General features: G+C 62.2%; 21 protein-coding genes. 9 read left to right on the top strand and 12 right to left on the bottom strand.

All coding sequences use genetic code 11. The features are described 5' to 3' along the window. Positions 1–70: 70 nt before the first annotated feature. The 3 genes from AACV02_RS09370 to AACV02_RS09360 all read left to right on the top strand — a co-directional run bounded on the left by AACV02_RS09370 (position 71) and on the right by AACV02_RS09360 (position 1,529). Positions 71–445 (top strand): YajD family HNH nuclease, encoded by a 375-nt coding sequence (locus tag AACV02_RS09370; RefSeq protein WP_003210675.1) that lies wholly within the window; start codon positions 71–73, stop codon positions 443–445. A 198-nt stretch (positions 446–643) separates the two neighbouring features. Further along, positions 644–1,111: an RNA methyltransferase gene (locus AACV02_RS09365; RefSeq protein ID WP_003189607.1), complete on the top strand. Its 468-nt coding sequence runs from the start codon at positions 644–646 to the stop codon at positions 1,109–1,111. Between the two features lie 67 nt (positions 1,112–1,178). Then, positions 1,179–1,529, top strand: coding sequence for a YgaP family membrane protein (locus AACV02_RS09360; RefSeq protein ID WP_119739148.1), 351 nt, complete (start codon positions 1,179–1,181; stop codon positions 1,527–1,529). A gap of 143 nt (positions 1,530–1,672) precedes the next feature. On the opposite strand, the gene AACV02_RS09355 is transcribed toward AACV02_RS09360, so the two are convergent. Further along, positions 1,673–2,893 carry a hypothetical protein gene (locus tag AACV02_RS09355; RefSeq protein ID WP_106576965.1) on the bottom strand — a complete coding sequence of 407 codons (1,221 nt, stop codon included), beginning with the start codon at positions 2,891–2,893 and terminating at the stop codon, positions 1,673–1,675. 13 nt (positions 2,894–2,906) lie between these two features. Then, positions 2,907–3,356 (bottom strand): YcgN family cysteine cluster protein, encoded by a 450-nt coding sequence (locus AACV02_RS09350; protein ID WP_106576966.1) that lies wholly within the window; start codon positions 3,354–3,356, stop codon positions 2,907–2,909. Between the two features lie 153 nt (positions 3,357–3,509). Between AACV02_RS09350 and AACV02_RS09345 the strand changes: the two genes are divergently transcribed. Then, entirely contained in the window at positions 3,510–4,094 is a 585-nt protein-coding gene (locus tag AACV02_RS09345; protein ID WP_119739146.1) for a nitroreductase family protein, read from the top strand. Positions 4,095–4,200: 106 nt separating this feature from the next. Here the strand turns inward: AACV02_RS09345 and AACV02_RS09340 are convergent, their stop codons facing one another. The 5 genes from AACV02_RS09340 to AACV02_RS09320 all read right to left on the bottom strand — a co-directional run bounded on the left by AACV02_RS09340 (position 4,201) and on the right by AACV02_RS09320 (position 8,972). After that, positions 4,201–5,133, bottom strand: a complete 933-nt coding sequence (locus AACV02_RS09340; protein WP_106576968.1) for a D-2-hydroxyacid dehydrogenase — start codon at positions 5,131–5,133, stop codon at positions 4,201–4,203. A gap of 106 nt (positions 5,134–5,239) precedes the next feature. Continuing rightward, a complete protein-coding gene (locus AACV02_RS09335; protein WP_056857316.1) occupies positions 5,240–5,533 on the bottom strand; it encodes a YcgL domain-containing protein in 294 nt (97 codons plus the stop codon). Then, positions 5,530–6,663, bottom strand: a complete 1,134-nt coding sequence (gene rnd / locus AACV02_RS09330; protein WP_119739143.1) for a ribonuclease D — start codon at positions 6,661–6,663, stop codon at positions 5,530–5,532. Before rnd ends, AACV02_RS09335 begins: the two co-directional genes overlap by 4 nt. A 122-nt stretch (positions 6,664–6,785) precedes the next feature. Next, entirely contained in the window at positions 6,786–7,385 is a 600-nt protein-coding gene (locus AACV02_RS09325; protein ID WP_106576970.1) for a class I SAM-dependent methyltransferase, read from the bottom strand. 216 nt (positions 7,386–7,601) lie between these two features. Then, complete coding sequence (locus AACV02_RS09320; protein WP_119739141.1) at positions 7,602–8,972, bottom strand: glutamine synthetase family protein; 1,371 nt, start codon at positions 8,970–8,972, stop codon at positions 7,602–7,604. Between the two features lie 402 nt (positions 8,973–9,374). Here AACV02_RS09320 and AACV02_RS09315 point away from each other — a divergent pair, with 402 nt between their 5' ends. Together AACV02_RS09315 and AACV02_RS09310 are read left to right on the top strand one after the other, a co-directional pair. Continuing rightward, positions 9,375–10,148 (top strand): transporter substrate-binding domain-containing protein, encoded by a 774-nt coding sequence (locus AACV02_RS09315; protein WP_119739139.1) that lies wholly within the window; start codon positions 9,375–9,377, stop codon positions 10,146–10,148. Positions 10,149–10,199: 51 nt separating this feature from the next. Beyond that, positions 10,200–11,036, top strand: a complete 837-nt coding sequence (locus tag AACV02_RS09310) for a cache domain-containing protein (RefSeq protein WP_119739137.1) — start codon at positions 10,200–10,202, stop codon at positions 11,034–11,036. Positions 11,037–11,095: 59 nt separating this feature from the next. Here AACV02_RS09310 and AACV02_RS09305 read toward each other — a convergent pair whose 3' ends face one another. Together AACV02_RS09305 and pobA are read right to left on the bottom strand one after the other, a co-directional pair. After that, positions 11,096–12,613, bottom strand: coding sequence for an MDR family MFS transporter (locus AACV02_RS09305; RefSeq protein ID WP_119739135.1), 1,518 nt, complete (start codon positions 12,611–12,613; stop codon positions 11,096–11,098). 67 nt (positions 12,614–12,680) lie between these two features. Then, positions 12,681–13,874 carry a 4-hydroxybenzoate 3-monooxygenase gene (pobA, locus tag AACV02_RS09300; RefSeq protein WP_119739133.1) on the bottom strand — a complete coding sequence of 398 codons (1,194 nt, stop codon included), beginning with the start codon at positions 13,872–13,874 and terminating at the stop codon, positions 12,681–12,683. Between the two features lie 180 nt (positions 13,875–14,054). On the opposite strand from pobA, the gene AACV02_RS09295 reads away from it, so the two are divergent. Then, positions 14,055–14,939 (top strand): helix-turn-helix domain-containing protein, encoded by an 885-nt coding sequence (locus tag AACV02_RS09295; protein WP_106576975.1) that lies wholly within the window; start codon positions 14,055–14,057, stop codon positions 14,937–14,939. Here AACV02_RS09295 and AACV02_RS09290 read toward each other — a convergent pair. After that, positions 14,932–15,108 (bottom strand): hypothetical protein, encoded by a 177-nt coding sequence (locus AACV02_RS09290; RefSeq protein ID WP_164487913.1) that lies wholly within the window; start codon positions 15,106–15,108, stop codon positions 14,932–14,934. The genes AACV02_RS09295 and AACV02_RS09290 overlap by 8 nt on opposite strands. 99 nt (positions 15,109–15,207) lie before the next feature. After that, a complete protein-coding gene (locus AACV02_RS09285) occupies positions 15,208–16,113 on the bottom strand; it encodes a LysR family transcriptional regulator (protein WP_119739131.1) in 906 nt (301 codons plus the stop codon). A 104-nt stretch (positions 16,114–16,217) separates the two neighbouring features. Between AACV02_RS09285 and AACV02_RS09280 the strand changes: the two genes are divergently transcribed. Next, positions 16,218–17,084 carry an MBL fold metallo-hydrolase gene (locus AACV02_RS09280; RefSeq protein ID WP_119739129.1) on the top strand — a complete coding sequence of 289 codons (867 nt, stop codon included), beginning with the start codon at positions 16,218–16,220 and terminating at the stop codon, positions 17,082–17,084. A gap of 33 nt (positions 17,085–17,117) precedes the next feature. Further along, complete coding sequence (locus AACV02_RS09275; RefSeq protein WP_119739127.1) at positions 17,118–17,732, top strand: NAD(P)-dependent oxidoreductase; 615 nt, start codon at positions 17,118–17,120, stop codon at positions 17,730–17,732. A gap of 135 nt (positions 17,733–17,867) precedes the next feature. Here the strand turns inward: AACV02_RS09275 and AACV02_RS09270 are convergent, their stop codons facing one another. Further along, complete coding sequence (locus AACV02_RS09270; protein ID WP_119739125.1) at positions 17,868–18,740, bottom strand: LysR substrate-binding domain-containing protein; 873 nt, start codon at positions 18,738–18,740, stop codon at positions 17,868–17,870. Between the last annotated feature and the right edge of the window lie 14 nt (positions 18,741–18,754).

The following is an 18,754-nucleotide window of genomic DNA, read 5'->3' as shown; positions in this document are numbered from 1 at the left end:
AGCAGTCATTTACCCCGCAAGCGGCTAGAATCAACCTTATCCGTGAACCCCCAAATAGCCAGGAGCCATGATGAGCTCGACCAACCCGCCCTCCCACACCGCCAAGCTGGACCGCATCCTCGCCGATGCCCAGCGCGACCGGGAAATGGGCTATCGCGACAAAGCCTTGAAGATGTACCCGCACGTGTGTGGCCGCTGCGCGCGTGAATTTGCCGGCAAGCGCTTGAGCGAACTGACCGTGCACCATCGCAACCACAACCATGATGACAACCCCCAGGACGGTTCCAACTGGGAGTTGCTGTGCCTGTATTGCCACGACAACGAACACTCACGCTACACCGACCAGCAGTACTTCGGCGAAGGCTCCACCAGCAGCCCGACGATTGCCAAGGCCACGCACAACCCGTTTGCGGCGTTGGCTGGGTTGATGAAAAAAGACGACTGAAATCGTCGCTGCCTCTCATGGCCTCTTCACGGGCATGCCCGTTCCCACATTTGTCCGCGTACATGCTTTGAAATGCGGTCGAGTGTGGGAGCGGGCTTGCTCGCGAAGGCGGCAGCTGTAACGGCACCCAACTCGCGACCGACCGCAGCCCGAGCATTCCCCGTATAATCGCCGTTTTTCTCCAAGGCACCCTTCCCCGTGGGCAATAAACGCTACAGCTGCATCGGTCTGTATAACCCCAAATCCCCCGAAAACGTCGGTTCGGTGATGCGTGCCGCCGGCTGCTACGGCGTGGCCTCGGTGTTCTACACCGGCGTGCGTTACGAGCGCGCCCGGGATTTCATCACCGACACCAAGAAGGTCCATCACGACATTCCGCTGATCGGCATCGACGACCTGAAAAAAATCCTGCCGCTGGGTTGCATCCCGGTCGCCGTGGAGCTGGTCGAAGGCGCCCGCCCGCTGCCCGAATACACCCACCCTGATCGCGCGTTGTACATCTTCGGCCCCGAAGACGGCTCGCTGGACAAAGAGATTCGCGACTGGTGTGAAGACGTGGTGTACATCCCGACCACCGGCTGCATGAACCTCGCCGCCACGGTCAACGTGGTGCTCTACGATCGCCTGGCCAAGGGCAACAACACCCGCTCGGGCCCCAAGTACTGATTTTTTGGGAACATCCGGCGCCTGCAGGCAGTCAGCTACATATCACTTGCCTTGTTGGAGACAGATCATGAGCGACAGCAAAATCCTGCGACCTATCATCGAACACACGCCGTTTGAAACCCAACCGCCTCAAAACGTGCACGGCTGGGAGCGCATTGGCTCGGTGGCCGGTGGCGTGATGATGGTTGGCAAAGGCCTGCGCCGTGGCGGGATCTTCGGGCTCATCCAGGTGGCGATTGGTGGCGTGGCGCTGGTGCGCGGCGTTACCGGGCGCAGCTCGCTCAAAGACAAGCTGGAACAGGGCCGCCAGGAAATGAACAGCGTGCGTACCAAAATCGAGCGCGCGGGCGAAGAGCTGAAAAACCTGAAGACCAAGGCCGAAGTCGCCGCTGAAAAAGCCACTAAAACCACTGGCTGACGCCCCTCTCCACCTATTGGAGAGCTGAATGTGGGAGCGGGCGTGCTCGCGAAAGCGGTGAATCAGTCGCCAAGTATTTGGCTGACACACCGTATTCGCGAGCACGCCCGCTCCCGCATTTTTGCTTTGTGTATGGCCTAAGCTCAGCGCAATAGTTTGCTATCCAGCACCACCGACGACTCACCGATCACACTGTCGGCCAACTGCACAAACTCCGCCGTCGTTATGCTGTTCGCGCGCATCACCGCCTGCGCAAGGTCATCCAGCGAGCGCTTGTTGTGGGTTTTCACGCGAATCTCGCGGTCCAACTCCTGCAACACCACCACCGCCCTCGCGACGGTCGCGCCGTTGACGTGGTCGCCACGCAATGTGGTCACGTCCTTGCCCTCTTTGCTCAAGCGCGCCTGAATCGCGGCATACCGCTCATCGGTGATGCCGCCCGCGCGGCGCAGCAGCTCGATGGCGTAATACTCGCCAAGCCCTTCGCTGATCCAGTCACTGGTGTCGTGATCGTTGAAGCGCCCGATCGCCTGCACCACCTCACGGATCAACGCGCTGCTGCCGTTCTCGCTGACCAGCGGCGTGCGGCTGTTGAGGTAGATCGAGTCGCGCGACGCAAACACGCCACGGCGCATCGGGTCGCTGGCGCCCACCACCAGCAGCTTGGCCGGGTGGCGCGGGAACGCGGCCTCCACTTGAGGCCAGACGAAGGTCAGCAGCGTCAGCACGTCCATGCGGCGCATGGCCTGGCCTTTGGGCGAGGCCACGGTGACCTCGGTTTCGCCCAGGCGCACGCGGCGGCTGCCGAGGGTGCCGGCGAGCATCCAGCCGGTAGGGCGGTCGAACAGGCGGGAAACGTTGTCGATGCGGAATTTGTGCTTGCCGATGCGCGGCCAGGCGGTTTCGACGCTTTTCCAGCCTGCCGGCAACTCGAACACCAGGCGCGAGACCAGCTCGACGCCGTCCTGCTGGTCGAGCCGCGCAGCCGGCACCAGGTCTTCGCCTCGGAACAACGCCCAACTGGGCGTCATCCGCGCTTCATACACGCCAGGTTTGCGCGCGTGGGTCAGGCGTACCCGGTAGCTCAGGCTGGCCTTGTCGGCGCTGGGTTGCCACAGGCCATGGGTGCCGGTGACCTTCCACTGGCCATCGGCCTTGAAGTCGCTGTAATCACCGTCGCGGCCCAGGTCGAAATTCAGGCTGCGCACCGCCGAGCCTTGGGACAGGCTCACACGCACCTCGGCTTGATCACTCTGGGGCAGCAGTTTGACGTGGTAGTCGAGGTCGACTTTCTTCGCGCACCACGCGGGCAGGCTCAGCGCCAGCAACACACAAGAGGCCGCCAGCTTGGTTGCCACCGTCATACACACTCCTTTTTCAGCCTGCGCGGAAGATCAGGTAATCCTCCCAGTCGTCTTCGGGCACGCTGCCTTCGGCGAGCATGCGACCGGACTGGGAAATGCGTTCGTGGTGCACGGCATCGCGGTCGCCGCAGACCAGGTGGTGCCACAGCGGCAGGTCCTTGCGCTCGCTGACCAGGCGGTAGCCGCAGGTTGGCGGCAGCCACTTGAACTGGTCGGCCTGGCCCGGCGTGAGCTGGATGCAGTCGGGCACCGAGGCGCGGCGGTTGGGGTAATCGGTGCACTGGCAGGTGTTCAGGTCGAGCAGTTTGCAGGCAATGCGCGTGTAATAAACGCTGTTGTCCTCCTCGTCCTCAAGCTTTTGCAGGCAGCACAGGCCACAGCCGTCGCACAACGACTCCCACTCCTCCTGGTCGAGGTGTTCAAGGGTTTTGCGTATCCAGAAAGGTTCGACTTTAGCGGCCATGGCTTTACATCAGTATCGGTCGGTGAAAAGGCCGCCAGTCTAGTGCCCAAGGCCCCTGGGGCCAAGCGCTTACGACTGGCGGTGTAACAACACTTGTCAGTCCAGTGGGCGCGCAGTAGCTTTGAACGCCGAATCGCACCTCAGGAACTGCCCATGACACGCGTTGCCGACTACCCGATCCACACGCAATTTACCGAACGCTGGTCGCCTCGCGCCTTTACCGGCGAGAGCATCCCGAAAGACACCCTGCTGAGCTTTTTCGAGGCCGCACGCTGGGCGCCATCGGCCTATAACTCGCAACCTTGGCGTTTTCTCTACGCGCGGCGTGACACGCCGGATTGGGAACGCTACCTGGGCCTGCTGAATGAATTCAACCGTGCCTGGGCGCAGCATGCGTCGGCCTTGGTGATCATCGCGTCAAAAACCGACTTCACCGCCCCCGGCGCCAGCGAAGAAACCCCGGCGCTGTGGCACACCTTTGACACCGGTTCGGCCTGGGGCCACCTGGCACTGCAAGCCAGCCTGAGCGGCTGGCACACCCACGGCATGGCCGGTTTCGATCAGGAACTGACCCGCAAAGAACTGAAGATTCCCCAAGGCTATGCGCTGCACGCGGCGGTGGCCGTGGGCAAGGTGGGCGACAAGTCGAGCCTGCCCGAGTACTTGCAGGGCCGTGAAGCGCCAAGCCCACGCAAGCCGTTGAGCGAGCTGGTGTCCGAAGGCGACTTCAGCCTCTAAGCCTTGCTGATATCCCCTGTGGAAGCGGGCTTGCCCGCGATAGCGGACGGTCAGTCACGGCATCCTTGACTGACGCGCTGCTGTCGCGGGCAAGCCCGCTCGCACCTTAATAACCGCGTTCGAAGCTCACTTCTCCGCGTAACGCTTGCTTGGCTTGATACGCCCGTAGATTGTGCACAAACAACTCCACCATCATCCCCGGCGAGGTTGGTGCCGAGCTGTGCCCGGTCAGCAGCAGCCCCCACGCAGTCCAGAACGGATGGCGCTGCGGCAGCGGTTCCTGGCGGCACACGTCGATCACCGCACCGGCCAGGTGCCCTTCTTTCAGCGCCTCGACCAGGTCAGCATCGACCACGGCCACGCCGCGGCCAACGTTGATAAACAAGCCGGTCGGTTTGAATTGCTTGAACAACGCCGCGTCGTACAAATCATGCGTGTTGGGCGTGTTGGGCAGCAGGTTGATCACGTAGTCCACCTCGCCCACCAGGCGGCCCAGTTGATCCAGCCCGGCCACTTCGATAAACGGCGCCTGCTCACGCGCGGTGCTGGCGATGCCGTACAGCTTGACGCCAAACGGCAGCAGAAAATCGGCAACGCTCTGGCCGATATCGCCCGTGCCGACGATCAGCGCCTTGCGCCCGGCCAGGCTCTGGCCCATGCGGTTGTCCCACTTGCGCTCAACCTGGCTGACCAGCCGCGCGAGCACTTCGCGCTCGTGGCCGAGCATGTAGGTGAGCACAAATTCGGCCATGACCTGGCCAAAAATGCCCACCGCGCGGGTCAGGCGATAGTCGCGTGGCAAGCCATCGGCCAGCAGCGGCGTGATGCCCGCCCAGGTCGATTGCAGCCATTGCGGCTGGTGGCCTTGGCGCAACAGGGTGGCGAGCAGATCCGGCTGGCCAAGCCATACCGGGCAATCGGCGGCCAGGCGCGACAGTTCGGCCGAGTCGCCGCTGGTCAGCACTTCGACGTCCGGCGCGGCGTCACCCAGCAATTGGGCGTAGAGCGGGTAATCCTGTTCAGCAATCAGAACACGCATGGTTCAAACCTTTCAAAAACACTGCAGACGGCCGCCCGCATCCTTACGGCCACCGCCAACGAATACGTTTGCATTGAAGAAGGTGCCCGGTTCGGGCACTGACCGATCACATCGGGTCGTTGCGGCGCAGCAGCTCTTCGGGCAAGTGCTCGATGTACTCATCCTCGGCCGGTGGCATTTGCAGGTGGTAGCCCTGCTTGTCGAGGTTTTCCAGGACCACGGTGATGTCCTCGCGGGACAGCTTGCGCTCCGGCGTCAGGATCATCTCGAACGCAAGATGGGCCTTGCCGAAGGCCGCCATCAACGGTTCCGGCACACGCTCCAGCGCGTCGCTTTTGAGCACGTAGAGGTACATTCCGTCTTTTTTCAAGCTGCGGTAGATGGAGCAAATACGTTTCAAGGCTGTTCTCCGGCAGTGGCCAGGCTGTCGAGCAGCGCCTGGCCCATCAACTCGCGGCGCCAGCCACGCAGCGAGTCTGGCAATGTATAAGGCCCATCGGGGTAGCCACTCTTGACCAGGGCTTCGAGGGTTTTCTTGCGCAGCATCAGTTCCGGCGCCATGTCCAGGCGTTCGGCTTCGGCCTGGCCCAAGGCCCGCAGATGCTTGATCAGCGTGGCGGCGTCCACCGGCAGCGGCTCGGCAACAGCCGGTGGCCATTGGTCCATGGGCACGCTGGCGGCGCGCTTGATCAGGTCCAGCAGAAACTGGCCGTCCTGACGCACGGTGCGCGGGTGCATGTCTTCGATTTTGCCCAGCGCGGCGAGGTTGTCCGGCTGGGATTTGGCCAGAGGCCACAACGAGTGTTCGCGAATGATGCGGTTGCGCGGCAGGTCGCGGGCACGGGCCTGCTGCTCGCGCCAGGCGCACAGTTCACGCAGCACGGCGAGCTGGGCGCGGGACAGTTTCCACGCCAGCTTGGCGTCGCGGTACACCTCATACGGGTCGACTTCGCGGCGCAGGTTGGCCACCAACTCGGCGCCGTCTTCCAGCACCCAGGTGTATTTGTCGTCTGAGAGCTGCGGACGCAGGCGGATGTAGACCTCGGCCAGGTGCACCGCGTCTTCGGCGGCGTAGCTCACCTGGGTCTCGGACAACGGCCGCTGCAGCCAGTCCGAGCGGGTTTCACCCTTGGGCAACTCGATATCCAGCACGGCCTGCACCAGGCGCGAATAGCCCATGGAGAAACCGAGGTTCAGGTAAGCCGCCGCCAATTGGGTGTCGAACAACGGCACCGGCAGGCTGCCGGTCAGGCGCAGCAACACTTCCAGGTCTTCGCTGCACGCGTGCACCACCTTGATCACCGCCGGGTTTTCCAGCAAGGCGGCCAAGGGTTGCCAATTGTCGATGGTCAGAGGGTCGATCAGGTAAGCGCGTACGCCATCGCCGATCTGGATCAGCCCGGCAATGGGGTAAAAGGTGTCGACCCGCATGAATTCGGTGTCGAGGGCGACGAATGGCAACTGCTGCCATTCGGCGCAATGCTGGCCGAGGCTATCGTTGTCGCAGATCCAGTGAATATCGATGGCCACACGGCTCTCCCTTGAAGAATGGCGCGCAGTATATATCGCGAAAGACGCTTGCGAGCATCCGCAGTGCACACGCCTTCATGAAAACTCCGACAAGAGAGGAAGAATAGTCCGACGGGCGGGAGTTAGCTTCTCTTACGCAATACGTAAACCCGCCACAGCTTGGAGCCCGGCAGGAATTCCTGATGATTGAGTATTTTGAAACCGGCCTGGCGAAACTCGCCCTCGACAGGCGCAGGTGCGTCCACGGAAACGATCACGGTGTCGCGGCTGACCCGATGGAACTCGCGCAGCAGCGCCAAACGCCCTTCACTGCTGGGTACATGGCGAAACAGTTCCATGCAGAAAATGCAGTCCACCGCATTGGCCGACAAGCCGATGGAAAACGCTGATCCCTGGAAGGTTTTGACGCGTTTGAGCAGTGCCGCCGGGTGATGAGTGCGCGCATGGTCGAGCATGGCCTGGGAGTTGTCGGAGGCCAGAATCACGCGGTTGATATGTTCTGCCAACACCGGCCAGAACCGGCCGGAGCCGCAGGCCAGGTCGAGGATCAGCCCAGGTTCGCCAGCCACTTTCAATGCCTGGCGCACCAACCGCTCATCGCGCCACGCTGCCACGCGCTGGCGCAGGCGTGGCGGGCGTGTGTCGCCGCAGACCCTGGCATGCTCGCGGTCACAGCGCTCGGTGAACTCAATCTCGATGGAGGAAGGTGGTTGTGACGACATCACGGGCTCATGTGTGTGGAACGGTAGTGAACGACCTTGAACCGCAGCTTACCCACTGCAACGTGAAAAAAAGGTCGAAGCCGTCACGGCCACCCAACACCCAAGATCCATTGTGGGGGTTGTCGAGCTTTAGCGAGGCTACGAGGGCGGTGGGCCAGGCAACCCATCACTGGCTGACATACCGCTATCGCAGGCGAGCCCGGCTCCCACGGTGGATTACGCCTGGTGCAGATACCAGCGCCAATCCTGCTCGCCTACCTCGCCCATGAACTGCCGGTACTCGGCGCGTTTGACCGCCAGGTACACGCCGAGGAATTCAGTGCCAAACGCATCCCGCGCCCAGCTTGACTCTTCAAGCGCACGCAGAGTCGTGAGCCAGTCGGTGGGCAGCAACTGTTTGGCCTGCGCGTAGCCGTTGCCTTCCACCGGCGCGCCGGGATCGCGTTGCTCACGGATACCGCGATGGATACCCGCCAGGATTGCGGCGCCAGCCAGGTAAGGGTTGGCGTCGGCGCCGCAGATGCGGTGCTCGATGTGTCGGGAATTGGCCGGCCCACCGGGCACGCGCAGGCTTACGGTGCGGTTGTCCACGCCCCAGGTGGCGGCCAGCGGTGCGTAGCTGTTGGTCTGGAAGCGGCGATAGGAGTTGGCGTTGGGGCAGAACATCAGCAACGAATCGAGCAAGGTGCTGAGCATGCCGCCCACGGCCTGACGCAGCAGCGGCGTGCCGTCGGCGGCCTCACTGGCGAACAGGTTATTGCCGTGGGCATCCGCCAGGCTGACGTGCATGTGCATGCCGGTGCCCGCCAGGTCGTCGAACGGCTTGGCCATGAAGCAGGCGGTCATCCCGTGTTTATGCGCCACGCCCTTGACCAGGCGCTTGTAGCGCACGGCTTCGTCCATGGCCTGCAAGGCATCGGCGCGATGTTCCAGGGTGATTTCAACCTGGCCCGGGGCGTATTCGGAGATCGCCGTGCGCGCCGGAATGCCTTGCAGTTTGCACGCGCTATAAAGGTCGGCGAGGAACGGCTCGATCTGCTCCAGCTCGCGCAGGCCATACACCTGGGTCGAGCGCGGGCGATTGCCGTCCACATCCCGCGCCGGTTGTGGGCGGCCATTGCTGTCGGGTTTCTGGTCGAGCAGGTAAAACTCCAGCTCCGCCGCCATTACCGGGTAGTAACCGTCGGCTTTCAGCCCGTCGATGACCTTGGCGAGCAAATGCCGCGGGTCGGCCACGGTGGCGGGCATGCCCTCGGTGGGGTGCATGCTCACTTGCACGGCGGCCGTGGGAATCAGGCGCCATGGCATGCGCTGCAGGCTCCCGCTGATCGGGTAGGCGCGGCAGTCGATGTCACCGACTTCCCACACCAGCCCGGAATTTTCCACGTCGTCGCCATTAATCGTCAGGCCAAGGATGGTGCTGGGCAACGGCCGGCCACTTTCGTACACCGCCAGCAGCTCATCGCGGTGCAGCAATTTGCCGCGTGGCACGCCGTTGTTGTCGAGGATAAACAGCTCGAACATCTCGATGTCCGGGTGCTGTTCAAGGAAAGATCGGGCTTCTTGCAGGCAGGCAAAATCACTCATGGCAAGTCTCATACGTTTGCGTCAGGCAGGAACATAGGCAACGCGCGCAGGGGCGCCTGGTCTATGGGAGAGATCAACGTAGGAGAGCGGTATCCGGAGGGCGTGCGTGTCGGCAGTGGAACAAGGCCCAGAAGGCCAGCTCGGAAGGAAGGGCCTCGACAACCGCGGTACAGCTGGGCACTAAAGCGCCAGGCAATGTCGCGGGATGAGTGTCGGGGGAACCGTCCATGCGGGATTCACAGTGAGGTAGATGCCCGGCAGCGTCACACGCCTGCACAGGGTGGTTAAATTCAGGGTTGATGGAGTTTGGTTGCGGCCTGGCTAAACATTCACGCCGCTTGCTACCTCGGCGCGCTCCTGGAAATAATGGCCGCCCCGATCATGCCCCAAGGACTCGACCGCATGAAAGCTCCCCTGGCCCTGTGTGTATTGGCGAGTTTGGCAACCACCGCCCTGGCCGATACCGCGCCCTCGCGCCTCGATGAGGTGGTGCAGCGCGGCACGCTCACCGTTTGCACCACCGGCGATTACAAGCCTTACACTTCGCTGCGCGCCGATGGCCGCTATGAAGGCATCGACATTGCCATGGCCGAGTCGCTGGCCAAAAGCCTGAACGCGACGATCACGTGGGTGCCCACCACCTGGAAAACCCTGATGCCGGACTTTCTGGCCCAGCGCTGTGACATCGCGGTGGGCGGGATTTCGGTGTCGCTGGAGCGCCAGAAAAAGGCCTTCTTCAGCCAGGCGCTGGGTGTGGACGGCAAGATCCCTTTGGTGCGTTGCGCCGATGTGCAGCGCTACCAAAGCGTTGAGCAGATCAACCAGCCGCAGGTGCGGGTGATCGAGCCGGCCGGCGGCACCAACGAAGTGTTTGCACGCATTCACCTGGGCCAGGCGCAGATCCGCCTGCATGACAACGTAACCATCTTCGACGAGTTGCTGGCGGGCAAGGCGGACGTGATGATCACCGACGCCAGCGAGGCGCGCTTCCAGCAAAAGCTCAAGCCGGGACTGTGCGCGGTCAACCCGCAGCAGCAGATGCAGTACAGCGAAAAGGCCTTCCTGCTGCCCCGCGATGATGTGGCGTGGAAAAGCTATGTCGACCAGTGGTTGCACTTGAGCGTCGCCACCGGGGCGTACGACGCCATCGTCAATCAATGGCTGGCGGCGCCCTGAGCCGCAGCCGTCTACGCTGTGGTCACATCAAACAATAACGAGGGATGAGTAATGAAGGGATTGCTCCGAATCACCTGGCTGCTGCTGTTGTGTTGCAGCCAGGTGCACGCGGCCACTCAGGAGGAGGACGCCCACGCCGCCAAGGCGCTGCTGACCAAGGCCCTGGCCTATTACCAGAGCAACGGCGACAAGGCGTTTGCCGCGTTCAGTCGCCAAGGGGAGTTTGTCGACCATGACCGTTATGTGTTTGTGGTCGACACCCAGGGCGTGTTGCTGGCCAGTGGCGGGCCTTCCTCGGCCTTGATCGGCCGCGATGTGTCCGAGTTGCTCGGGCCTGACTTGCAAGCCTCATTCAAACAAGCGCTGGCGGTGCCCGAAGGCCAGGGCATCCAGCAGGCCGATTATCGCTGGCAGAACTGGAACGACGGCAAAGTTGAGCACAAGCACGTGTTTTATCAGCGGATCGGCGAGCGGATTCTGGCCGTCGGCTATTACCTGCCACGCGCCACGCCAGAGCAGGCTCGCGGTTTGCGCGACAAGGCGGTGAAAGCACTGGTCAAGGATGAAGCCGGCACGCTCAAGGCGATCAATTCGTTGCAGGGCGACTTCCTGCAGGATGACCTGTACGTGTTCGTGGTCGACCTGAATACCGGGCGCTATGTGGCCCACGGCACCAACCTGCGGCTGGTGGACACCGACTTCGCCAAGATCAGGGACCCGGACGGCAAGCCGGTGGGCGAGCCGATTTTGAAGCTGATGGCCGAGCAGGATCAGGGTGAGTACAAGTACCGCTGGAAAAACCCGGTGACCGACAAGGTCGAGAACAAACACGCGTATGTGCGCAAGGCCGGGCATTTCATGGTGGCGGTCGGGTATTACAGCCCCTGATCAGCATTGAAATGCAGTCACCTGGGGGAGCTGGCTTGCCTGCGAAAGCGGTGGGTCAGTTACTTGGCCTTGTCTTCACGCCCACGCAGCACTCGGTTTGGCATCGCAATCGCCGCCGCCAACCCCAGCAACGACACCGCCGCACTCACCATCAGCAAGTGCCGGAACGTCACCGCCAACTCCCCGCGCAGGGCATCCTGCGCCGGGCCGGGCGCGGCGTTCAAGCCGTCCAGCAAGACGTTGCCGGAACTGCCTTCGGCCACCAGCGCGCCGCTGGCCAAATGCGCAAAGCTCGAATCCTGCAACAGCGCCAGCAACAAGGCCGACATGCAGGCCACGCCAACGGCCCCGCCCAGGGAGCGAAACAGGTTGGTGGTGCTGGTCGCCACGCCAATGTCGCGCTGCTCGACCGAATTCTGCGTGCCCACCAGCGACGTCGGGAACTGCATCCCCGCCGCAATCCCACACAGCAACATGAACACCGCCGTCATCCCGACCGCCTGCGGCGCACTGTAGGCCATGCCCAGAATCGCGAACGGGCTCAGCAACGCCCCGCTCAGAATCATGGGCTTATAGCGCCCGGTCACCGAGGTCATGCGCCCGGCAAAATAAGCCCCCACCGGCAGGCCGAACGCCAGCGGCAGCAGGTGCAGCGCGGCGCTGTCCGCGCCCGAGCCGGTCACCGTCTGATACCGCAGCGGCATCAACACCGTCAGGGAAATCGCCTGAAAACTGGTGAAAAAAATCGTGCACCAACACAACACGGCGCTGCGATTGGCGAACAGGTGCATCGGCAGCAAAGGCTCGCGCGCGCGGCGTTCATGCCAGACAAACACCGTCAGCGCCACGCCCGCACACACCAGCAGCCCGAGCACTTGCTGGTCGCGCCAATGATGGCCCTGGCCGATTTCGGTGATGCCCAGCAGCAAGGCCGTGAGGCCGATGATCATCAGCAAGGTGCCGACATAATCGATGATCGGCTTGCGCTGCGGCACCGGCAACCCGACCAGCGTGCGATGCGCCACATACCAGGCGCCAGCGCCCAGCGGCAGGTTGATCAGAAACACCCAACGCCAGGACAGGTACTCGGTCATGTACCCGCCAAGCACCGGCCCGGCCACGCTGGCCACCGCGTACATGCTGCTGAAATAACCCTGATAACGCCCGCGCTCGCGCGGTGGAATGATGTCACCAATGATCGCCTGGCTCACCGAGATCATCCCGCCAGCACCGATGCCCTGCAGAATGCGCGCCAGCACCAGTTGCTCCATGTTTTGCGCCATGGCGCAAAACAGCGACGCCAGCGTGAACACGCCCATGCCGATCAGCATCATCGGGCGACGCCCGTACAAGTCACCGAGCTTGCCGTAAATCGGCACCGCCACCGTCATCGCCACCATGTAGCCGGAGATCACCCAGGCCAGCAGGTTGACGTCATGGAACTGCGCGGAGATGGCCGGCATGGACACGGCGACGATGGTCTGGTCCAGCGCGCCGAGGAAGATCGCCATCATCAAGGCGGCGAGCACACGGCGCACGGCGGGAACGGGTTGGGTGGGCTGGTTGAGGTTGGTCACGGCAGAACCTTCGAGCAAGGCCCACGGGGCAGAAAGGGCCCGCGGGAATGCTCGATACGATAGCAGGCTACTCGATAGCTTCGTAAGCAAGCCCGACGTAATTTTCTGCAATGGTTGTGCGCCCTGCCTGCGAATCGACGAAATACGCCAGCTCACTCTCGGCGATGCGCTGGCTGAAGCCATCCGCGTCCGCAAACTGGTGCAGCATGGAGGTCATCCACCAGGAAAACCGCTCGGCCTTCCACACCCGGCGCAGGCAGATCGCCGAGTATTGCTGCAATAAGTCCACACGCCCCTCGCGATACACCTTGAGCAGGATGCGAAACAGCGTATTCACGTCACTGGCCGCCAGGTTCAACCCCTTGGCCCCGGTCGGCGGCACGATATGCGCCGCATCCCCGAGCAGGAACAGGCGCCCGTATTGCATCGGCTCCACCACAAAGCTGCGCAGCGGCGCGATGCTTTTCTCGATGGACGGCCCGGTCACCAACTGTGCGGCCAAGGCGCTGGGCAGGCGGGCTTTCAGCTCATCCCAGAAACGCTCATCCGACCATTCATCCAGCGCCGTTTCAGCCGGCACTTGCAGGTAATAACGGCTGCGGGTGGGCGAACGCATGCTGCACAGCGCAAAGCCGCGCGGATGCCTGGCGTAGACCAGTTCGGCATGCACCGGTGGCGTGTCGGCGAGGATGCCCAGCCAACCAAAAGGGTAAATGCGCTCGAAAACCTTTAACGAATCAGCCGGAATGGATTGGCGCGCCACGCCGTGGAAACCATCACAGCCGGCAATGTAATCGCACTCCAGACGAAAGGCTTCGCCCTGATGCTCGAAGGTCAGCCACGGTCGATCACTTTTAAGGTCATGGGGCTGCACGTTGTGCGCTTCGTACAGCGTGAGGGCGCCGGCGGCTTCGCGCGCTTGCATCAGGTCGCGGGTCACTTCGGTCTGGCCGTAGATCATCACCGACTGGCCGCCGGTCAAGCCCTTGAGGTCGATATGGCTGAGCTGGCCATTGAGCGCCAGTTCGAAACCGTCATGCACCAAGCCTTCGGCGTCCATGCGCTGGCTCACGCCGGCTTCGCGCAGCAGGTCGACCATGCCTTGTTCCAGCACCCCGGCACGGATGCGGCCTTGCACGTAATCGGCACGCTGGCGCTCTAGCACCAGGGTCTGGATACCCGCGTTGTGCAGCAGTTGACCGAGCAACAGTCCGGAGGGACCGGCGCCAATAATGGCGACTTGGGTTTTCAGCGTTTTCATTATTTTTAGGGTCCGCGAGGCTCATCCGAACGGATAAGGTGAAAGAGTTGTCATTGATCTTGTTGCTGACATTTTTCACTTGAGTGACCGCCATAAGAAGGTGAAAACTGAGACAAAGCCTGCGCTTTTTGCCAATCGGGGCGATTACCGAACCACTATCCTGAGTATCGGATTGAAACCATGACCAAAACTGCCAGTACCGCGATTCCGGTCTTCAAGCTTTACGGGGAAAGCCAGCAATGGCCGACGCCCGATTTGTTGCACTGTGAAACCATTTCCCGGCGCAGTCGGGAATACCAGTGGGAAATCCAGCCCCACCGGCACGCGGACTTGTGCCAGTTGTTGTACGTGCATAAAGGTCAGGCGCAACTGGAAATCGAAGGTCAGCGCACCACACTCAACGAGGCGACCTTGCAGGTACTGCCGCCCTTGTGTGTGCATGGGTTTCGGTTTGCCGAAGATGTCGAAGGGTTCATCGTCACGCTGTCAGCGCCGCTGGTCAGCCATTTGCAGGCGCAGCTGGGCTCGGCGGTTGACGGCTTGCAAGCCCTGGGCAACTACCCGGCAGGCAAGGACAGCGACTACCTCAATAGCCTGTTTGCGCGCCTGCAAGATGAATACGCCGATGAGCAACCGGCGCGCGACATGATGATGCACGCCTTGGTCAGCGTGCTGCTGGTGTGGATCAGCCGCCAGGCCATCCAGCGCCGCCACGCGCGTGCGCCGCGAGGGCGTGAATATTTCCGGCGCTTTACCCAACTGGTCGAACAGCATTACCGCGAGCACCCCAAGATCGAAGACCTGGCCCACAAGCTGGGCATCTCGGTCTCACACTTGAACGGCACGTGTCGGGAATTGGGTGGGCAACCTGCGCTGCAGATCATGCATGACCGCCAGTTGCTGGAAGCCAAGCGCCTGCTGACTTACACCAGCATGACCATCAATGAGATGTCGCAGGTGCTGGGGTTTTCCGACCCCACCAACTTCTCGCGACTGTTTCGTCGGCGGGTCGGGTTTTCGCCCAAAGCATTCCGCGAGCAGTTGAAGGCCGAACAGCCTACCTGAGCGCGCTGAAACTGCCGGTACGCGGCAGGCACATGTCCTGATGGCAACTGACCGCAAAGGTCGGCTGCATGCGGGTCTGTTCAACCCGGTAGGCAGCCGTGCCGTACAGCGCGGTAGCCAGGGCGCACAGGATGAAGATCATCAGGTACTTTCTGATTTTTAGAGTCATGGCACACCTCTGAACGGATCGACTCGGTGCTGTTTAAAGCATAGGTCAGTCAGCAAGAGTTGCCATTATTGGACGCCATTCAACATCTTTATGTCGGCTTCAAAGGCCGACATCCCACACCGGCTCCTCAGGAAAGCGCAGCACCAGAAAATCCAGCAGGCTGCGCAGCGCCAACGGCATGTGCTTGCGCGAGGCGTACACCGCGTAGACATTCATTTGCTGGGGCTCTGCCTCGGGCAGCAAACGGATCAGTTCGCCACTGCAGATGTAATCACCCGCCTGATAACTGGGAAGCCGCGCCACCCCTGCCCCCGCCAACGTCACCCGTAACAGGGCGGTCGCCTCGTTAGCGCTGATATTGCCCTGCACCGCCACCGACACTGGCTCAGCGTTTTCTGTGAAATGCCACAGGCTTTTGCCGAAGTAGGTGTGCGTCAGGCAGTTGTGCTTCGCCAGGTCGTGCACGTGCTGCGGACGCGGATGTTCCAGCAGGTACGCCGGGGACGCGCAAATGACCGAGCGGCAGAGCGTCAGCTTGCGAGCGATCAGGTTGGGGTCCAGCTCAAAACTGGTGCGAATCGCCAGGTCGATCCGCTCATCCACCAGGTTTACCGTACGGTCGAGCATCTGCAGATCGATACTGACCAACGGGTTGCGCTTGACGAACTCGGCCACGGCGTCCGCCAATTGCGCCTGGCCGAACGAGCTGCTGACACTCAGCCGTAGCTGGCCGCGCGGCGCTTCGTCCGGCTCGCTGACGGCCGCCTGCATGTCGTTGCACAACTCCAGCATCTGCCGCGCTCGAGGCAGCATTTCGCTGCCCGCTGCGGTGAGACTGAGCTTGCGCGTGGTGCGATGCATCAGCCGCGCGCCCACCCAATCCTCAAGCTCCGCCAGATAACGTGAAACGACCGGCCGCGACAGGTCCAGCTGATCCGCAGCCGCCGACTGGCTTCCCAGGTCAACGACCGTGACAAACACCCGCATTGCTTGAAGACGATCCATGATTTGCACGCTTTTAGAAACAAACTATGTTCAAGCATGGCATTTTTTGTGACGTTTAGTGCAACTAAGCTCTGTGCATCCCTTACCTGCCGCTGGAGTTGCACATGATCTCGACGCTTAAACGATTGGCCACGGCCATGGCCGCCCTGGCGTTCGCCGCCCATGCCGCGGCGGCCGATCTGACGCTGGACGCTTACAACCCTGGCACCTCGGCAATGATGCCCGTCAGCTCGGTACTGGTCAGCGGCAAGCACGACGTCATTTTGGTGAACGCGCAATTCGGCAATGCCCAAGCCGAGCAACTGGTGACAAAGATTCGCGCCAGCGGCAAGCGCCTGACCACCATCTACGTCAGTGACGGCGACCCGGATTACTACTTCGGCCTCGACGTCCTGACGCAGGCATTCCCCGCCGCCAAGGTGGTAGCCACCCAGCCGGTGGTCGACCATATCAAGGCCACCGCCGAGCAGAAACTCGCGTTCTGGGGCCCTAAGCTGGGTGCCGACAAACCGGCCAAAGCCATCATCCCGCAGGTGCTCCAAGGCCGTAGCCTGACCCTGGAAGGCAAGACGCTGGAAGTGGTCGGCCTGGACGGCCCGCAGCCGGACCGCACGTTTGTGTGGATTCCATCGATCAAGGCCGTGGTGGGCGGCGTTGTGGTCTTCGAAAACACCCACGTGTGGATGGCCGATACGCAAACCGCTCAGTCCCACGCCGACTGGCTGGCAACCTTGCAACGCATCGAAGACTTGAAACCGCGCACCGTGATTCCAGGTCATTACCTGGGTACGCCGACTGTGCAGTCCGTGGCATTCACCGCGGGCTATATCAAAGCGTTCGATGAGGAAACCGCCAAGGCCAAGGATTCGACTGCGCTGATCGCGGCCATGAAAAAACGTTACCCGAAACTTGAAGATGAGAGCAGCCTGGAACTCGGTGCCAAAGTCGCCAAGGGCGAAATGAAGTGGTGAATGGTTTTAAACCTTAACGTACTGGAGAACGTCATGAGCAAGATCGCAATCATTGGTGCCACCGGCCGCGCCGGTAGCCAACTGCTGGAAGAAGCGCTGCGTCGTGGGCATACCGTCACCGCCATTGCGCGTAATACCGGCACGCTGGCCGCGCGCCCGGGCGTCACCGTCAAACAGGTCGACGCCCTGGATGCCAACGCCTTGCAACAGGCTGTCAGCGGCAACGACGTGGTGATCAGTGCGGCGCACTTCGCCACACTGCCGGCCAGTGCCGTGATCGGCCCGGTGAAGAGCGCCGGGGTGAAACGCCTGCTGGTGGTCGGCGGTGCAGGTTCATTGTTGTTGCCGGATGGCAGCCGAGTCATCGACAGCCCTGGCTTCCCGGCAGAGTACAAGGCCGAAGCCAGCGCCGGCGCTGAGTTTCTTGATGCGCTGCGTCAGGAAAAAGAGCTGGACTGGACCTTTCTGTCGCCGTCGGCGGAGTTCGTTGAGACTGAGCGCACCGGCAAATTCCGTGTCGGCCAGGATGACTTGCTGGTGAGCGCTGAAGGGCGTAGCTGGATCAGCTTTGCGGACTACGCGATTGCGTTGATCGACGAGGTTGAGTCGCCGAAGCACTCGCGCCAGCGTTTCACCGTCGGCTACTGAACCGACACGGTTAAAACTGTGGGAGCTGGCTTGCCTGCGATCGCATCACCGCGGCATGACTGACACACCGAGGTGCCTGCATCGCAGGCAAGCCCGCTCCCGCACAAGCCTCCTCCCACATTCGGGTCTTCGGTGTTACGACGGTTGTGCCTGGCTTACCAACCACTCCATCAAGGCGACTAATCCAGTAGACGGCTCAATTCCCGGCGGATACACCAGGTAATACCCCATCCCCGTCGGCACGCGCAGTTCAAACGGTGTCGCCAACCGCCCCGCCTTCACATCCTCGCCAATCAACGCGCTGTCGCCAATCGCCACTCCCGAGCCCTGGGACGCCACCGTCATTGCCAGGTCCAGCGTTTCAAAATGATGCCCCTGGGCCAGGTTGCTCAAGCGCGTATTCGCAGCCTTCAGCCACAACGCCCAATCGCGCTCGTCCCGCGTGGGGTGCAGCAGCACCTGTCGCTGCAGATCAGCCGGTGTGTGCAGGCTGGCGAGCAACGCCGGCGCGCAGACCGGGGTGAGTTGTTCATCGAATAAATGCCGCGCCTGCGCCGACTGCTCGGCGATGGGCGCATAGATCACCGCCGCGTCGAATTGCTCGCGGCGAAAGTCCACGGTGTAGGCCACCGTGGTGGTGAGTTCCACCGGCACGTCCGGGCGCTCCTGTTGCCACTGCATCAGGCGCGGCAGCAGCCAGCGCATCACGCAGGTGGAGGCCTTGAGTTGCAGGGTCTGGCGGCGGCTGCCGATCTGCTCCACCGCGTCACCGATCAAGCCAAACACCTGCTGCGCCCGCAGCGACCACTCGCGCCCTTCTTCGGTCAGGCTCAAGCCCCGCGCCTGGCGCTGGAACAAGGCATAGCCCAAATGGCTTTCGAGCCCGGCAATCTGCCGGCTCACCGCACCTTGGGTGATGTGCAGTTGCTCGGCGGCGCGGGTGAAGTTGCAGCACTGGGCCGTGACCCAGAAGGTATGCAGCGCGGGCAGCGGTGGCAAGCGTTTCATCGGGCGCAGCCATG

The sequence above is a fragment of the Pseudomonas sp. Larv2_ips genome, from assembly GCF_963879675.1.
In the GTDB taxonomy this organism is placed as follows: Bacteria; Pseudomonadota; Gammaproteobacteria; order Pseudomonadales; family Pseudomonadaceae; genus Aquipseudomonas.
The sequence above is the reverse complement of the archived record's forward strand: the minus strand, read 5'-3'. Positions and strand labels throughout refer to the sequence as shown.